Annotated in this window: 13 protein-coding genes and 2 riboswitches (1 of these 15 running past the window's edge); of the genes, 9 read left to right on the forward strand and 4 right to left on the reverse strand. The window is 70.3% G+C overall.

Annotated elements, in window-relative coordinates:
• On the reverse strand, positions 1 to 866 hold the 5' end (the start) of the coding sequence (locus D474_RS0118955) for an alpha-N-acetylglucosaminidase (protein WP_017615091.1). 1,240 nt of this gene lie to the left of the window's left edge; 866 of the gene's 2,106 nt are visible here — the first part of the coding sequence; its start codon is at positions 864 to 866; its stop codon lies beyond the left edge, outside the window.
• Positions 867 to 1,060: 194 nt separating this feature from the next.
• On the opposite strand from D474_RS0118955, the gene D474_RS0118960 reads away from it, so the two are divergent.
• From D474_RS0118960 to D474_RS0118970, 3 genes are read left to right on the forward strand one after another with little or no spacing between them, the layout of a single operon-like run.
• The gene (locus D474_RS0118960) at positions 1,061 to 1,357 is read left to right on the forward strand and encodes a hypothetical protein (protein WP_152476926.1); all 297 of its coding nucleotides are present in this window, start codon (positions 1,061 to 1,063) and stop codon (positions 1,355 to 1,357) included.
• Positions 1,350 to 2,273, forward strand: coding sequence for a carbohydrate ABC transporter permease (locus D474_RS0118965; protein WP_017615093.1), 924 nt, complete (start codon positions 1,350 to 1,352; stop codon positions 2,271 to 2,273). Before D474_RS0118960 ends, D474_RS0118965 begins: the two co-directional genes overlap by 8 nt.
• On the forward strand, positions 2,270 to 3,094 hold the full coding sequence (locus D474_RS0118970; RefSeq protein WP_017615094.1) for a carbohydrate ABC transporter permease: 825 nt from the start codon (positions 2,270 to 2,272) through the stop codon (positions 3,092 to 3,094). The genes D474_RS0118965 and D474_RS0118970 overlap by 4 nt, the downstream gene beginning before the upstream one ends.
• Before the next feature lie 41 nt (positions 3,095 to 3,135).
• On the opposite strand, the gene tenA is transcribed toward D474_RS0118970, so the two are convergent.
• On the reverse strand, positions 3,136 to 3,789 hold the full coding sequence (tenA, locus tag D474_RS0118975; protein WP_239647118.1) for a thiaminase II: 654 nt from the start codon (positions 3,787 to 3,789) through the stop codon (positions 3,136 to 3,138).
• A riboswitch (TPP riboswitch) is annotated at positions 3,779 to 3,877 on the reverse strand. Its footprint overlaps the gene before it by 11 nt.
• Positions 3,878 to 4,305: 428 nt before the next feature.
• On the opposite strand from tenA, the gene D474_RS32360 reads away from it, so the two are divergent.
• From D474_RS32360 to D474_RS30540, 5 genes are all read left to right on the forward strand, one after another.
• Positions 4,306 to 4,797 carry an Hsp20/alpha crystallin family protein gene (locus tag D474_RS32360; RefSeq protein WP_017615096.1) on the forward strand — a complete coding sequence of 164 codons (492 nt, stop codon included), beginning with the start codon at positions 4,306 to 4,308 and terminating at the stop codon, positions 4,795 to 4,797.
• 197 nt (positions 4,798 to 4,994) lie between these two features.
• On the forward strand, positions 4,995 to 6,551 hold the full coding sequence (locus tag D474_RS0118985) for a fatty acyl-CoA synthetase (RefSeq protein ID WP_017615097.1): 1,557 nt from the start codon (positions 4,995 to 4,997) through the stop codon (positions 6,549 to 6,551).
• Between the two features lie 266 nt (positions 6,552 to 6,817).
• On the forward strand, positions 6,818 to 8,206 hold the full coding sequence (gene guaD / locus D474_RS29320; RefSeq protein ID WP_017615098.1) for a guanine deaminase: 1,389 nt from the start codon (positions 6,818 to 6,820) through the stop codon (positions 8,204 to 8,206).
• 59 nt (positions 8,207 to 8,265) lie between these two features.
• Entirely contained in the window at positions 8,266 to 12,762 is a 4,497-nt protein-coding gene (locus D474_RS0118995) for a molybdopterin cofactor-binding domain-containing protein (protein ID WP_017615099.1), read from the forward strand.
• Between the two features lie 605 nt (positions 12,763 to 13,367).
• Positions 13,368 to 13,542: riboswitch (cobalamin riboswitch) on the forward strand.
• 908 nt (positions 13,543 to 14,450) lie between these two features.
• The gene (locus D474_RS30540; protein WP_017615101.1) at positions 14,451 to 14,798 is read left to right on the forward strand and encodes a (2Fe-2S)-binding protein; all 348 of its coding nucleotides are present in this window, start codon (positions 14,451 to 14,453) and stop codon (positions 14,796 to 14,798) included.
• A 215-nt stretch (positions 14,799 to 15,013) separates the two neighbouring features.
• On the opposite strand, the gene D474_RS0119010 is transcribed toward D474_RS30540, so the two are convergent.
• Positions 15,014 to 15,202, reverse strand: coding sequence for a hypothetical protein (locus tag D474_RS0119010; RefSeq protein WP_017615102.1), 189 nt, complete (start codon positions 15,200 to 15,202; stop codon positions 15,014 to 15,016).
• A 218-nt stretch (positions 15,203 to 15,420) separates the two neighbouring features.
• Positions 15,421 to 15,786 carry an ArsR/SmtB family transcription factor gene (locus D474_RS0119015; RefSeq protein WP_017615103.1) on the reverse strand — a complete coding sequence of 122 codons (366 nt, stop codon included), beginning with the start codon at positions 15,784 to 15,786 and terminating at the stop codon, positions 15,421 to 15,423.
• 110 nt (positions 15,787 to 15,896) lie between these two features.
• On the opposite strand from D474_RS0119015, the gene D474_RS0119020 reads away from it, so the two are divergent.
• Positions 15,897 to 16,424, forward strand: coding sequence for a DUF4242 domain-containing protein (locus D474_RS0119020; protein WP_017615104.1), 528 nt, complete (start codon positions 15,897 to 15,899; stop codon positions 16,422 to 16,424).
• The last annotated feature ends 13 nt before the right edge of the window (positions 16,425 to 16,437 follow it).

Below are 16,437 nucleotides of genomic sequence, written 5' to 3' on the forward strand. Positions count from 1 at the left end.
GCGGGGTCGGACTCCACCGGCGGCATCTCGATGAAGGGGTCGGCGGCGTAGCGGTGGTCGGTTCCGAGCAGGTCGATCTGGCTGCGCGTGATCTGCTCGGCCAACCGTGCGTACAGCGGGTCGGCGGGGGAGAGCACCTCGGTGACGAAGCTGTGCCAGGTGCGCGGAGTGGTGCGTTCGGGCGCGAGCTTCGGGGGCACGTGCCCGGTGAAGGAGGGCAGAACCGGGCGCATGCCGAACGCGCGCTGGCGTTCGAGGATGCGACGGCCCAGTTCCAGGTGGGCGTCGATCCAGTCCGACGGCAGCGGCCCCGCGAACCCGTCCAGGTTGCCCATGTACTGCCAGGGCAGGTACGAAGGCCCGCCCAGGAAGGCGCGCACAGTCTCGTCGTCCAGCCCCAACCGGGTGTAGGCCTCCCACAGCACCGCCTCGTGGCCGACCAGTGACAGGGGAGCGGTGACTCCGTGCAGGGCCATCCAGTCGATCTCCCGTTCCCAGTCGGCCCAGCCCCAGAACGTGCTCGTGTAACCGTAGGTGCAGAAGTTCAGGTAGTAGGTCTGCTCGATCGACGCGTTCCCGCGGGTGAGGGACGCGTCGGGGAAATACGCGGTCCCCAGAGGCAGCGGGGTGTCCCAGCCGACCGAGCACGAGCAGACCCGGCCCAGGTAGGTGTGCAGCCCGACCGCGGCCGCCACTCCGTCGGTGGCCCGCACGGTCAGGGCGCCGTCCTGGCACCGGTACTCGAAGGAGCGCCGCGCAGCCTCCAGGGTCTCCCACTCGACCGGGGGCCGCCCCTCGCCGAGTACCCGGTCGGCCAGCTCGGACGCGGTCCGCGCCCAGTCCGGCCGTGCTGCGTCCGCCGCCATCGCTCCCCCTGGGGTGTTGCCCGTGTCACACCGAGTTCCGTACAGTACTCACCCGACTCGAACAGCGGCAAGAGCAGCGGGAACGGGGGCGGACACCGGGCCGCCCGGCGCCCCGGGCCCCGGACACACGCGCGGTGCCGCCGCGGTCGAGGGGCCCCGCCATCACCGGCAGGCCCCACTGCAGGGAGAGAGTATTGCCCACCACACCGGGGAGAGGCCGCGCCGCTGCGGGGGCGGCCGGCGTGCCCGTGCTCGGCTCGTGCGCGGTGCCGTCGACGAGTGCGCGCCAGGACGACACACTCGCGCCCGTCTCCACGGCCGTACCCGGCGGACTCGCCGCCCTCCGGCCCGCCTTCCCCGACGACCCGCCCGTCCAGGCCCTGGTGGACGGCTTCGGCTTCCCCGAAATCCAGGGGTTGGCGTCCGGAACCACGAGCGGGGAGGTATTCCTCCGCACGCTCCAGGAGGAATGGGACGAGCACCATGAATGAGGGAGTCACCACCGCACGCCGCTCCGGACGCCGGCGCAATGAACGTGGAGCGCTCAACCAGGGCGGGCGCGGTGCCTGGCTGTACCTGCTGCCGGCCGTCGTGGTCTACGTCGGTTTCCTCGTCTACCCGGCCGTCAGCACCCTGCAGTTCTCGTTCCTGGACTGGGACGGGATCGCACCACCCGAGTGGGCCGGGATCGGCAACTTCGTGCTGGCCCTCACCGACCCGCTCCTGGCGAGGGCGATCGGCAACGGGCTCCTGCTCATCGTCTTCTTCACGGTGGTCCCGATCGCCGTGGGCCTGCTCATGACCGCACTGCTCATCGGGCGGATCCGACACGGGACCACCTTCTTCAGGGTCGTGTTCTTCCTCCCGCAGGTGCTGCCCCTGGTGGCCGTGGGTACCACCTGGCGCTGGGTCTACAGCGAGGACGGCATGGTCAACCAGTTCCTGGACCTGGTCGGGCTGGGCCACCTCGGCCGCGCGTGGCTGGGCGACGAACAGTTCGCCCTCGTCGCCCTGGGCCTCATCGGGACCTGGGTCATGAGCGGGCTGTGCATGATGCTCTTCATGAGCGGCGCTCAGAAGGTCGACACCTCCCTGCACGAGGCCGCGGCCATCGACGGCGCCGGCCCGGTACGGCAGTTCCTGAGCGTCACCCTCCCCGGGCTGCGCAAGGAGATCAGCATCGCCGGCGTCATCACCACCATCGCCGCCCTGGCCAGCTTCGACCTGGTCTTCGTCACCACCAACGGCGGCCCGGCCGGGGCCACCAACGTGCCCGCCCTGCTCGTGTACCGGTTGGCCTTCAACGAGGGTGACATCGGGGCCGCCAGCGCACTCGCGGTGGTCCTGACCGTGCTCGTCGTCGTGCTCGTCGGAGCGATCCGCTACCTGGCCAGGGAGGACTCATGAGACACGGCACCCTGGGTACGGCCCTGAGCTACGGGCTCCTGAGCCTCATGGCCCTGCTCGTGCTCCTGCCCTTCGTCGGGATCGTCCTGGCCGCGCTGCACCCGTCCGGGAGTCAGGTCGCCGGGGTGGGCCTGCCCGAGCAATGGTCCTGGGAGAACTTCCGCCTGGCGTGGGAGGCCGGGGGGTTCGACGACCTCATGCGCTCCAGCCTGATCATCAGCGGGGCAGTGGTGCCGCTGACCGTGCTGTTCGCGACCATGGCGGGGTTCGCCCTGTCGATCCTGCGGGTGTGGGGCGGTCGCTACCTCTCCCTCGGGTTCGTGCTCGGCCTGACGGTGCCGGTGGAACTGCTGGTCATTGCGCTCTACTACAACCTGCGCGAGGTCGGCCTCACCGATGCCTACCTCGGGGTGGTCCTGGCCGAGGTCGCCCTCTTCCTGCCCTTCGGCGTCTACTGGATGCAGTCGCACTTCTCCGGGGTGCCGCGCGAACTCGTGGAGGCCGCCCGCATGGACGGCGCCCGCAATCGCACCGTCCTCTGGCGGGTGCTCATGCCCATCTCCTGGCCCGCCGTGACCACACTGACCGTGCTGGTGTTCATGTGGTCGTGGAACCAGTTCCTGCTCGTGCTCGTGATGATGCAGGACCCGTCGATGCGCACCGCACCCACCGGACTGGGTTTGTTCGTGGGTCAGTACGGAACCGACATCCCGCTGTTGGCCGCCGCGAGCCTCATCGTCATCGCGCCGATCGTCGTGGTGTACCTGGTCTTCCAACGCAGCTTCGTCAACGGCATCACCCGGGGCGCGGTCAAGGGGTGAAAGAGCGCCCGGGGCCGCGGGCACGGCCCCGGGGCGGGACTTCAGTGCGCCCATTCCTCACGGCGCCAGGCGGCGTCCCAGAACATCCATTCGTAGGTCGTGGCCCGTGAGAACGCCTCGCGCATGCGCGCCACGGTCGCTGCGTCCGCTGCGGTGGCCTGCCGGTCGGCGATGGCCTTCGCCTGCTCGGTGGCCTCGGCGAAGTCCTCGTCGGCGTAGGTCGCGATCCATTCGCCGTAGGGGTGCTCGGACAGCGGACCGGCCTTGGCCATGAGGCGCTCGCCCACGTCGGCGTAGACCCAGAAACACGGCAGCACCGCGGCCACCAGTTCCGCGTACCCCTGTGTGTGCGCAACCGACAGCACGTACGAGGTGTAGGCGTTGCAGGTCGGTGACGGCTCGGCCTCGTCGGCCACCCGGCCCACTTGGCCCTCGTGCAGGGAACCCTCGACCACGATCGCGTCATGGGCGGCCTTGGCGAAGAACGCGATCTCCTCGCCGTTGGGTGCCTTGGCCGCCGCGGAGGCCAGGGCGCGCGCGAACCCGCGCAGATAGAGTGCGTCCTGGGTCATGTAATGGGCGAACCGGTCGCGGTCCAGGGAACCGTCCGCGAGTCCCCGTACGAACGGGAGCGAGTCGATCGCGTCGCGCGTCCCCGAGGTCGCCGCCCACACATCAGTACAGAATCCAGCCATCAGGCGATCCCTTCGCTAGTCCTAGCCAGAGCAGGTTCGACGGGTCTCATCTCAGCGCCTTGCGGAGGGCGCACCCCGTGCCTGTGCGGGACCCTACAGGCGGCCCCCGCGGCGTGACAGCCCGGGTCCGCGGCCGTGGAAGGCCTCGGGGCGTGTCAGGAACAGGGTCCCTGACGGCCGTGGTCAGGGCCGGGACCGGGTCGTCACGGCCCCCATCGGCACCGGATGAAACGCGCCCGCACGCCGCGTGTGACCTGTTTCATGCAGAAGTTGCATCAAAACGTTGTGTTCGGGTCGTTACGAACGTCAGAATGTGGGCAGGAACTCCACCCGATCTCTCGTCGGGGCCGAGCGCCGATACATCAAACAAGCGGTACACCCCGGCCGGCGCCCGCCCCGGGACGATGCCGCTTCAAAGCAGTCCACGTCAGGACATCGCATCCTGACCTCAGGTGCACGAGCCCAACGATGGTCCCCGACCCCGGGCCGTGCCTTCGTGGCAAGAGGGAGTCACGTATGGACACCACGAGAGAGTTTCAGCGCCCCACGATCGGCAACCCGCTGCGCGCGGTGTGGGGCTTCGTCAAGGAGATGAATCGGATCGCCGACGCGACCGGATCCACCGGTATGGACTGCGTCCGCTCCGCCGCACAGCCCCGCCGCCCCGAGACCGAGATCTTCGAACGGGGAACGGACATGGTCGTCCGGTGCGACCTCGCCGGTGTGCGCGCCGCAGAGGTCAACGTGCGGTGCTCCGAGGGCGGTCTCACGGTCTCCGGACGGTGCAGCACCGAAGGTGAGTTCCGCCGACAGTTCTCCCTGCCTGCGGGTATCGGCCCCGAGCAGATCAGCGCCGACCTCGACGGGGGCACCCTGGAGGTCACGCTCGAGGGCGCTGCGCTGCCCGCTGTCGACGTGGGCATCCCCGTGAACGGCCTCGCGCACGTTCCCGCCCCGAGGGAACCCGCGACCACGGCCGTGGCCCCGGGCGTTCCCCAGGAGGCCTGAGCCTCCTACCCACGCCTCCGAGCGCCCTCCGGCAGAGCCGGAGGGCGCTCGACGTGTCCGGGGCCCTTCCGGGGACGCCGGCGCAGTTGTCCACAGCTTCGAGCCGGACCCTTGCGAAGGCCAGGACGGGACCACAGGATGGATCCACTGCAGCGGGTCCGACCCCACGGGCCGTGCCGACGGGAAGGGCAGGTGCCATGTCCGCAGCGATGGACTCGACGGCCTCCATGACGTCGATGACCTCGAGTCGGGTCGACGACCTCCTGCGCCGCAGTGCCGCGCGCACACCGCAGCGCACCGCCCTGGAATTCGCCGACCGCACCTGGACCTACGCCGAGCTCGACTCCGCCGTCACGCGTGCCGCGGCCCGGCTGCTCGGCGAGGAGGCGGTGCACGGCGACCGCGTCGCCGCCTACGGCCGCAACTCCGACGCCTATCTGATCGCCTTCCTCGCGTGCGCACGCGCAGGGCTGGTGCACGTCCCGGTCAACTACGCGCTCGGCGGTGAGGAACTCACCTACCTCCTCGAACAGTCCGGCAGCACCCTCGTGCTCACCGATCCCGCACTCCGCCCCGCCGTCGAGGAGGTCGTCGACGGCACCGGAGTGCGCCGGATCCTGGATCTGCGCGACAGCCCGGGATCACTGTTGGAAGGGGCCGCCGAGGGGCCGCTCCCCGAGGTCGATGTGCAGGTGACAGAGACCGACCTCGTCCAGCTGCTCTACACGTCCGGGACCACCTCCCGGCCCAAGGGCGCCATGATGACCCACCGTGCGCTCGTGCACGAGTACGTGTCCTGCCTCGTGGGCCTGGACCTCGAGGCAGGCGACCGGCCCCTGCACGCCATGCCCCTCTACCACAGCGCCCAGATGCACGTCTTTCTCATGCCCTGGCTGGCGGTGGGCGCCACCAACACCCTCGTGGAGGCGCCCGACCCCGCCGACCTGCTCCGCCGTATCGAGACCGATCGCCACGGCGCCTTCTTCGCGGCCCCCACGCTGTGGGTCGCGCTGGCCAACCACCCGGAGTTCGGTGACCGCGACCTCACCAGCCTGCGCAAGGCGTACTACGGCGCATCCGTCATGCCCGGTCCCGTCCTCGCCACTCTCCAGGAGACCTTGCCCGAACTGGGCTTCTACAACTGTTTCGGCCAGAGCGAGATCGGTCCCCTGGCGACGGTCCTGCGGCCGGAGGAACACACCGACCGGCCGGCCTCCGCAGGCCGGGCCGCCCTCTTCGTCGAACTCCGTGTCGTCGACGGCGACGGCCACGACGTCGCCCCCGGTGAGCTCGGCGAGGTCGTCTACAGGTCGCCACAACTGTGCCAGGGATACTGGGACAAACCCGAGGAGACCGATGAGGCCTTCCGCGGCGGCTGGTTCCACTCCGGTGACCTCGTACGTGCCGACGCCCAGGGCTACATCGAGGTCGTCGACCGCATCAAGGACGTCATCAACACCGGAGGTGTGCTCGTGGCCTCCCGCGAGATCGAGGACGTGCTCTTCGCTCACCCCGGCGTAGCCGAGGCCGCGGTCGTCGGTGTTCCCGACACCCGGTGGATCGAGGCGGTCACCGCCTATGTCGTGCCCGCCCCCGGCGCTGGGCACGGCGCCCTGCCCGGTCTGCTCACCGACCACGTCAAGGAACACCTCGCGCCCTTCAAGGTGCCCAAGGCCGTGCACCTCGTCGAGGAGCTCCCGCGCAACGCCTCCGGCAAGATCCTGAAACGCACCCTGAGAGACGGCCGGGACTGAGACCTCAGGAACCACGGTTCCCGGCCGTGCAGAGCACGCACTTCGGTCCACCCGATTCTCCTGGCTCTCGCACGGCAAATGGGGCCAACAACGCATAACGCCTCCGACCTGCGCCGATCACCGGAGAGAGGGTTTCTCTGCGCACGCCCTCCGGGTACTCGCCGTCACGGACCGCGCACCCGGCAAGGAAGGCGGCGCACAGTGCACCGCACCAGAAGAGACCACGTCCGGCACGCATCCCCCGCACGCGCTCGGGGGGACGGAACATGAGTGACGTTCCCCCGGGGCCGGGCAGCGGCTGTCCCACCGAGACCGCCGTACGCGGATCCCTGGTCTGGTTCTCCGACGACCCCTTCCTCACCTCCAGCGAGCACGCGCTGGAGTACATCGAGGACGGGCTGGTCGTCGTCCGGGACGGCCGGATCCACGCGATCGGCCCCTACACCGAGCTCGCCGACTCCTTGGCCACGGGCACCACTGTCGTGCACCACCGGGACAAGCTCGTGCTCCCCGGGTTCGTGGACCCGCACGTGCACTACGTGCAGACCCGCATCATCGGCGCCTACGGAGACCAGCTCCTCGACTGGCTGCAGAACCACGTCTACCCCGAGGAGGTGCGCTTCGCCGACCCCTCCTACGCACGCCGCCACGCGCATGTCTTCTGCGACCAGCTCCTGCGCAACGGCACCACCACGGCCCTCGTCAACTGCGCGACCTTCCCCGACTCCGTCGACGCGCTCCTCGAGGAGACCACGCGCCGTGGCATGCGTGTGGCCGCAGGCAAGGTCCTCATGGACCGCAACGCCCGCCCCGACCTTCTCGACCCCGACCCGCAGCAGGCCTACGAGGAGTCGGCCGCCCTCATACGGCGCTGGCACGGTGTGGGACGCAGTCTCTACGCCATCACCCCCAGGTTCGCCGTGGCCTGTACCGACGAGATGCTGCACCTGGCCGGCAAGCTCTGGGCGGAGAACCCCGGGACCCTGGTCCAGACCCACCTGGCGGAGAACACCGACGAGATCGAGGAGGTCCGGCGGCTCTTCCCGGACCGCGAGGACTACGTCGACGTCTACGAACACCACGGGCTTCTCGGACGCGGAGCGGTCTTCGCTCACGCGGTCCACATGGACGAACGCCAGTGGGGACGCCTTGCGGCAACCGGAAGCGGGGTCGCCCACTGCCCCACCTCGAACCTGTTCCTCGGCAGCGGCCTGTTCGCGGTGCATGAGGCCAAACGGCACCGGCGGCCCGTCCGCACCGGGCTCGGTACCGACGTCGGTGCGGGTACGAGCCTGTCCCTCCCGCAGACCATGAACGAGGCCTACAAGGTCGGACAGCTCGGCCACCATCCGATGGACGGAACCAAGCTCTTCCACCTGGCGACGCTGGGCGGGGCGGAGGCCATGGCCCTGGAGGGCCGGGTCGGCTCACTCGCGCCCGGGCACGAGGCCGACCTCGTGGTGCTGGACCCGACCGCCACCCAGTTGCTCTCAGCCCGCACGGCCGAGAGCGAGAGCATCGACGACGTGCTCTTCGCCCTGGCCCAACTGGGCGACGACCGGGCGGTGGCCGCCACCTACGTCGAGGGACGCCTCGCCCACGAGCGCAGCCCCTGTCCGGACCCCAAACCCGGGCGCGCCGAACACGATCGGTGACCCACCGCGCAAGCAGTACCCACCCGGGTCTCCCACCCGGAACGACGAAGGACACCTCCATGGCCGACCGTGTGGTCTTCCACCTCAACGGCGACAAGATCGAACTCGACCGACCCTCTCCGGGCCTGCTGCTCATCGACTACCTCCGCTCGGCGGAGGTCGGGCTCACCGGGACCAAGAAGAGCTGCGCTCAGGGCGGCTGCGGTGCCTGCACCGTGGTCCTTTCCCAGTGGAACCCCGAGAGCTCAGAACCCGAACACAGGGCCGCCAACTCCTGCCTGCGCCCCCTCTGTTCCCTCGACGGCATGGCCGTCACCACCATCGAAGGCACCGGTGAGGTTCGCCGTCCGGTCCCCGAGAGCCTCAGCCACCAGACGTTGAACTCCCGGGCCGCCGCCCCGCCCGACTACACCCTCCCGGCCGTCGCCGAAGCGGCGGAGGCAGCCGCCCGGATCGCGGAGGACCAGGGCCCCGAGGGCGGGGCCGGAGAGGGGGACGAGGACACGACCGACGACGGCACCGGTCCCGGATGCCGCACCATGAACCCCGTGGCCCACCGGTTGGCCGCCAACAACGGAACCCAGTGCGGCTTCTGCACCCCGGGCTTCGTCATGAACATGACCGAGTACCTGGTCAACCACCCCAGGGCGACCAAGGCCGACATCGAGCACGCCCTCGACGGCAACCTCTGCCGCTGCACGGGGTACCGGTCGATCCTCACCGGGTTGAAGACCTTCGCTCGGGACTGGTCGTCCGCGGACGAGTCCAACCGCATGCCGTGCATCCCGGAACCGGTGGGCAACCCTCCGGCGCCCGGTGCACGACCCAGCCTGGGCTTCCCCGAAGGGGCCCGCACGGAGCCGCGCCCGCTCACCGTCGAGTCGGACGGGCGAGTGTGGCACACGGTCACCAGCCTGGCGGGCCTCAAGGCCGCAATGGAAACCACCGCCCCCTCGGGGCGCCGACTGATCTGCGCCAACACTTCCTACGGCGTCTACCCCCAGGAGGTCGCTGACGCGCTCGACCTGGTCGACATCCGCAGGATCCCGGAGCTCCACGGTGTCTCGGTCTCGGGCGGGGAGCTGCACGTCGGGGCCGCCACCACCTACACCGACCTCATCGCCGCACTGGACCCGGCCGTCGACCCGCGGGGCAGCGACGGCACCGCCGTCCTCGAGACGCTGCGTTACATGGCTCGCCGTACGGCCGGCACCGTGCTGCGCAACACCGCCACCGTGGGCGGCAACACCATGATGGTGCTCCGGCACATCCTCACCGGCGCGGTCTTCCCCTCCGACCTGTTCACGGCACTGGTCGCGCTCGGTGCCCGGATCACCTACTGGAGGGCCTCGACACAGCAGCGCACGACGGTGGACGCCGGCGAGCTGGTGACTCTCGTGGGGGAGGGGACCACCGACCTGGACGACCTGGTCCTCCTGCACTACACCGTGCCCCTAGGCACGTCGGACACGGAGGCGGTCGCGCACAAGACCGCGTTGCGCGAGGTCAACGCGCACGCCCTCGTCAACGCCGCGGTCAGGCTGGAGGTCGACCCCGCCCGGAGCTCGCCAGGGGAGAACGGGTCGCTGTGGATCACCGGCGCCGACGTCGTCCTCGGCGGGGTGGACACCGGACCTTGGAGGGCCGAAGGCGTCGTGGTCGACCTCACCGAGTCGGCCCTGACCGTCAACAGCATCGACCCCCTGGTCACCAAGCTGCGTGTGGAGGTCGAGGCCGTCCTCGCGATGTCGGCCGAACGCCGCCGCGCAGCACCTGCTGAAGGCATCACGGACGCCTACCTCGCCGACCTGGCCGCCGGGTTCCTGCGCAAGTCGCTCATCGGGGCGCTCCACAACCGGGGCGTGGAGGTGCCCCCGCGCGAGCGCTCGGCGGGGGAGACCACCTGGGGCAACCGACCGGTCAGCGACGGGGTACAGAAGTGGACGTCGCAGAGTTGGCGCCAACCCGTCTCCTCGCCCCAGGTCAAGCGCCTGTCGATGTACCAGGCCTCGGGGCAGCTGCACTACACCCAGGACGTGCCGGTCGACCCCACCACCGCGCACGCTGCGCTCGCGGTCAGCCGCCGGGCCCTGGCCTCGTTCGCCTTCGCAGACCCCGAGACCGCCGGGGCGACCGGCCCCGATGCCCTGCGCAGGCACTTGGCCGAGGAGTTCCCGTCCTCGTTCCTCGGGCTGGTCGCCCACGACGACGTACCCGCCACCGGCATCAACACCCACGGCATGGGTTCGGACCAACCGCTCTTCGCCGTGGACCGGGTCGGCTACGTCGGCCAGTGCCTGGCCCTCGTGGCCGCGCGGACCGAGCACGAGGCCCGGAAGATAGCCGAGTACGTCTCCGAGCACTGCGTGATCTACGGAGAGGTCGACTGGTCCGAGGCCTGGAAGAAACCGATCCTGTCCCTGGACGAGGCGATCGACCGCAACAGTGTCTTCCCCGACTGCCCCCGCAGCGCGTCCTTCGTCTCCCACATCTGGAAGGTCACCCGCCCGGGGAGCCGCTTCGACTGGGCCGAACGCGAGGAAGGCCGGCACCGCGAACCCGCTGTGCGCACGGCCGATGTCGACGGGCGCCCCTGCACGGTGGTGGAGAACGCGCAGAGTGCCGGCGGGCAGGCCCACTTCTACATGGAGACGCACACCTGCCTGGTCGAGCCCCTCGACGGTGACCGCTGGCTGGTCCGCCCGGCCAGCCAGAGCCCCATGGAGATGCACCAGACCGTCGCCATGGCCCTGGGCGTCGAGCACCACCGTGTCCAGGTCGAGGTCAACCAGCTCGGCGGGGGATACGGGGGCAAGACCGAGGCGGCCCGGTTCGTCACCGGCCCCACCGCCGTGGCCGCCCACGCCCTGCGGCGTCCCGTGCGCCTGGCCCTGGAACGCGAACAGGACAGCCGCCTCATCGGCAAGAGGCACCCGTACCACGGCCAGTACCAGATCGCCCTCGACACCGGAGAGAAGGACCCCGCCGACAAGGGCATCATGCGCGGGGTGCGCACGCAGATGTGGGGCGACGGGGGAGCGTTCTACGACTGCTCCTTCATCGTCTCCAACTGCATCCAGCTGCGCGCCGACAACGCCTACCGCGTCGCCAACTTCGAGAACAGCATCGATGTCTGCCGGACCAACACCGCGCCCAACACGGCCTTCCGCGCGTTCGGCGACGTCCAGGGCAAGCTCATCACCGAGAACGCCGTCGACGACGCCGCCCACGCCATCGGGATGAACCCCGAGGACGTGCGGGAGAAGAACCTGTACGAGCGGGGCGATGTCACTCCGTACGGGCAGGCGTTGACCTACTGCTACATACGCGAGGTGTGGGAGCACCTCAAGCAGGTCTGCGGCCACGAGGTGATGCGGGCCAGGGTCGCCGAGTTCAACGCCGAGAACCGGTGGCGCAAGCGTGGCATGGCGATGATCCCCGTCAAGTACGGATCGGGGTACAACCTCGCGATGCTCGAACAGGCCGCAGCGCACGTGGTGGTGCACGCCGGCGACGGCAGCGTCGTCATCCACCAGGGCGGCGTGGAGATGGGACAGGGGGTGGTGACCAAGGTCGAACAGGTCGCCTCGCACATCCTCGACGTTCCCATGAGCCTGCTGCGGGTGACCGGGCCGCGCACCGACGTCATCCCCAACCCCACCAGCACCGGGGCCTCCACCGGCACCGCCTACAACGGCGAGGCGGTCAAGCAGGTGTGCGAAAAGCTGCGGGCGCGTCTCACCGACTTCGCGACGGATCTGCGCCGCGAGAAGGGGGACACCTGGTGCGAGCAGCAGGGCATCGACCACTGGAACCACCCCGAACAGGGCTGGGCGGCGCGGACCCGCACCGGGAAGTTGGTCTGGCAGAACCTCGTCCAGCTCGCCTACGCCCACAGGGTCGACCTGGTCGCCGCCTTCACCGCGCCCATCACCGGCGGTGAGGATCCCCTTCCCGCGCTGACCTACAAGCCCAGGGAGCAGCAGCCCTCGATCCCGGGCATCGAGGTCGACCCGGACGCCGTCGCGGGCGGCGGGGTCGACTCCTTCACCGGTTTCACCTACTCCGCCGCCTGCTCCGAGGTGGAGGTCGACGTCCTGACCGGTGAGGTCACCGTGGTGGGGGCGGACATCGTCTACGACATGGGCCGGAGCATCAACCCGGCCGTGGACGTCGGACAGGTCGAGGGCGCCTTCGTCCAGGGCATCGGGTACCTGCTGACCGAACATCTGGCGTACGAGACCGAGGGGGAGGAGAAGGGCCGGCTCAACAGCACCAACACGTGGACGTACAAGCCGCCGGCGGTCTCCACGGTTCCGCAGCGGATGGACGTCCACCTGTTCCCGCGGGACAAGGCCGGCGCCGTGCCCGAGAATCCCCACGACCTCATGTCGTCCAAGGAGGTGGGGGAGCCGCCCCTGGTCCTGGCCTCCACGGTCTTCTTCGCGGTCAAGGAGGCCGTGCGGGAAGCGCGGAAGGAGAACGGGCTCCACGGCCTGTTCCGCCTCGACGCGCCGGCCACGGTGCAGGAGGTCCGCAGGGCCTGCCGGGAGTGAGGCCCGCAGCGGTGGGAGCCGGGAGGGGCGGCGCACGCGGGGCTCTGTACAGTGCCCGGTATGTGTCGCCCCCCCCCCTTCTCCTGGCCCTGCCTGTGCTGCTGTCCGGCTGCGCCGTGGCGCCCGAGCCGCCCGCCTCGGACTCCGACACCTCCGAGCTGTTGAAAACGTCCCAGCAAAGGAACTCCTCGTGACCTCTCTCGAGAGGATCGCCGGCGCCCCGGACGGAGTGGACGGCCCGGACCGTCCACTCGGGGCGCGGCCCANATGTGGCGTCTGTCGGCGTACGTGGCGTCTGCGCAATCCACCAGGACGACCTCGCCCGGCACCGTGTCGTGGCCGAGCAGGAGCGGGCGTCCGTCCGCGCCGAGTGCCATCGCGGGGGTGGGCCTGTTCCGATCGGGACCGAGGGCCTTCGGTCGAGGCGCGCCGGCGGATCGGGCGGTAGCGCGTCCTGGGGGGGGAGCGGGGGACGGTCGGGGGAGTCATCGGCAGTCATGCCGCGACCTTGGCGACAGCCGTCCTTCTGCCCTGACCGGGGCGAGCGCCTGTCCGGTCGGAACGGGGCGATGCCGTTCGTTCCCGGGGAGAGCCGTTGTGCGATCATGTGTGCGACCAACGACGGCGGAACGAGGAATCCGGTGCGAATCCGGTGCGGTCCCGCCACTGTGAGCCGGGTAGCCGGTCCCGCACGGCCACTGTCCCCACCGGGGCGGGAAGGCCGGGACCAGGAGGCAGTGACCCGCGAGCCAGGAGACTCACCGCCGTCGTCCTCACCACCGGGGCGGATCTCCCCGCGAGAGGAACGAGACGCACATGAGGCACCCCTGTGCGCACTCGCCGTGCGTGCCCTTCCCCTGCCCTACTCCGGTCCGCAGCACCCCCTCGCCCGCCCGCGGCCCTCATCTCCGCACGACGGAACCGCCCCGTGCTACCGCTCCCCGGCGCCCGCGCCGTGCTGCTGCTCGGAGCGGACGTGACCGCCGTCCTCACCTGCGAGTTCATCCCGGGATCGAGACCGCCCCCCGAGTGATGTCGCCGCGGTCCTGTGCGGGGCCGTCCCCCTACCGAATTGCCTCAACGGCGCGACACAGCGCGAGCCGGGGCCGTCGGCCCGCGGGTCGCACCACGGGCCTCGCCCGCCGCACTTGACCTCTTCGCCACACGGAACGGTTTCCGGGGTACGACCCCAAGACGACGAGAGGACAGGACACCGACGATGCCGCGTTCCGACGTTCCCGGTGGCCCCGGCGCCACCGAGCCCATTGGACCCACCGCCCCGTCGGGCCGGGAGGCCGTCGCCGACATCGCCCGTATCGGCGGCTTCTTCGACGTGACGGCCCACCCCGACGACGCGGACTCGGCGCCGGGCGAAGGGCCTTGGCGGCCGCTGCCCGAGATGTGGGGACCGGGAGTGCTGCCCTCGCGCATCGAGCGCACCCGCAGCCTGTTCGCCGAGCGCGTGGACATCACCCCGGAGGAGGTCGAACCCAGGGTGGCCGCCTCGGTCCTCTACCAGGGCATGGCCGCACGCCTGGTCTCACCCGCCATGGCCGCAGCGGTCGTGCACGGGGTCGTTCCCGAACCCGGGGCCCTGCGCTGGCGCACCGTCTCGAGCGGGCCTGTGCCCCTGCTGCTGGCCGAGGACAGCGCGGTCTCCGCGCCGCGCCCCCGCGAGCACGGCCCGGATGCGGCCGCCGCGACCGTCGAGCGGGTGGTCGTGCAGGGGTTGCTGGAACCGGCTGCGGGGGGNCAACCTCGCGTCGTCGGTCGCCGGGGCGGCCCGCCGTATCGCCGAGGTCCGCCCGGAGCACGGAGCCGACGCACACGCGCTGGCCGGCGCGCTGCTCGCCGCGCCCTCCTTGGAGGGTTCGGGCACGTTCGGTGTTCCCCGGACCGTCACCGGTGCCCGGGGAGGCGGCCAACGGGAGGTCCGGTTCGTGCGCAACAGCTGCTGCCTGTACTACCGGCTGCCGGGCGGCGGGATGTGCGCCGACTGTGTTCTGCTGCCCGCATCCGACGGAGCGAACGCCTAGCCAGGGCCTGTTCGGTGGACGCCTTCCCTCGCGAGCGGCGTATCCAGTGGTGCTGTCGCAAGGCCGAAGAAGGAGTCAGGGTGGGGTCCTGTCGACTGATGAGAACACAGTGTGCCGCCGGGGCGTCGTGCAGCAGGTAACCGGGTGTTCGCCAAACAGGCCCTGGACCGTGCGGGCGCCGGCCGGTCCCGAGCGGGGCGGGACGGCGCCGGTGCTCAGTCCTCCGAAGTCCCGGGTACCGGGGTCTCGGTGACGGAGGCGTTGGCGTGCACCACCACGTAACCGCCGGCCTGTGGGAGGGGCCCGCGGTCCTCCACGTGTACGGCGTCGTCGGAGCGCAGTGTCGCCAGCAGGTGTTCCACTGCGTCCTCCTGACCCTGCAGTCGGAGCTTGACGGTGGCCATCGTCGTCCTCCCCACGTGTGTATCGCCCACGGTGCGACCCGTGCAACGTTCCGTTCCGGCCGAAGCTCTCCGCCCGGCCCACCAGTGTACAAATATCCCTACTTCATTGGTGGGGAATTGGGTGCTGCGTGGTGCATCCCTCAGGGCAGACGCACCCGTCGCATTCTCAACCAATGTAGTAGGTTTTTCTCACTGCTCCGGTCGGCCCCTTCGCCCCCTCACGGCTCGTTCGGTCGGAGGTGGGGTTGTGCCCCCGCCTGTACCGCGGAGAGCAGCCCGGGGAAGCGCTCTTCGATGTCCTCGGAGCGCAGGCGGGCGGTCGCGCGGTTGCCGTGCTGTTCCACCGCGATGAGGCCGGCCTCCCTCAGAACGCGGAAGTGGTGGGTCCGGCCGGCCTTGCGCACCGGAAGGTCGAACCACGGGTAGGGCCTGCCGCTCCCCGGTGGGAGTGCCAGGAGCAGGGCCACGACGCGGAGTCGGTTGGGTTCGGCGATGGCGCAGAGCACCTCGGTGAGGTCGAGGTCCGCGCGTGCGGGGTGGAGCAGGGCCGGTGCGGCCTCCTGTTCGGAGGGTGGTGAGGGCATCGTCGTTCCGTTCTTCTCAAGGTATGAAGCTCATCATACCTTCGGGTTCGGCGCCTGGGGTATGGTGGCGACCATACCTTCAAAAGCCGATCTGATTAGTAGGTATTTCGATGGCTCTGCAACTGGTCGAGTTCACCGTCGACGGGCGCGACCGCGCCTCCGCCGACACGGTCATCGACAGCGCGGCGGAGGTGCTCCGTGTGAGCGGCGCCGAACTGATCGAGGCCCAGGTCCCGGTCGGGCACGAACGGGTCTTCCTCATCGCACACGAGGAGAACCCCGGGACCGTTGCCGATGCCCTGGCAGCCTCCGACCTCGAGCACGACGATCTGGCCGAGGTCCGCCTCGTGGGCGCCGACCTCGACGCCGTGCGCGGGCAGGTCGCCGAGACCGGCTACCTCGTCGAGTGGGATCTGCCCGAGGGGCTGAGCATGGACAGCTACCTCGCCCGCAAGGCCGAGAAGGCCCCGCTCTACGCCCAGGTCCCCGAGTCCCGCTTCCTGCGCACCTACGTGCGCGAGGACATGGGCAAGTGCCTGTGCTTCTACGACGCCCCCGACGCCGCCGCCGTGGAGCGGGCGCGCGAGGCAGTCGACACCCCCGTCGACCGCCTCCACGAACTGGACCGGGGCGCCTGAGCACTGCTGGGCG

Origin of the sequence: Nocardiopsis salina YIM 90010, assembly GCF_000341025.1 — a bacterium.
Taxonomy (GTDB): Bacteria; Actinomycetota; Actinomycetes; order Streptosporangiales; family Streptosporangiaceae; genus Nocardiopsis; species Nocardiopsis salina.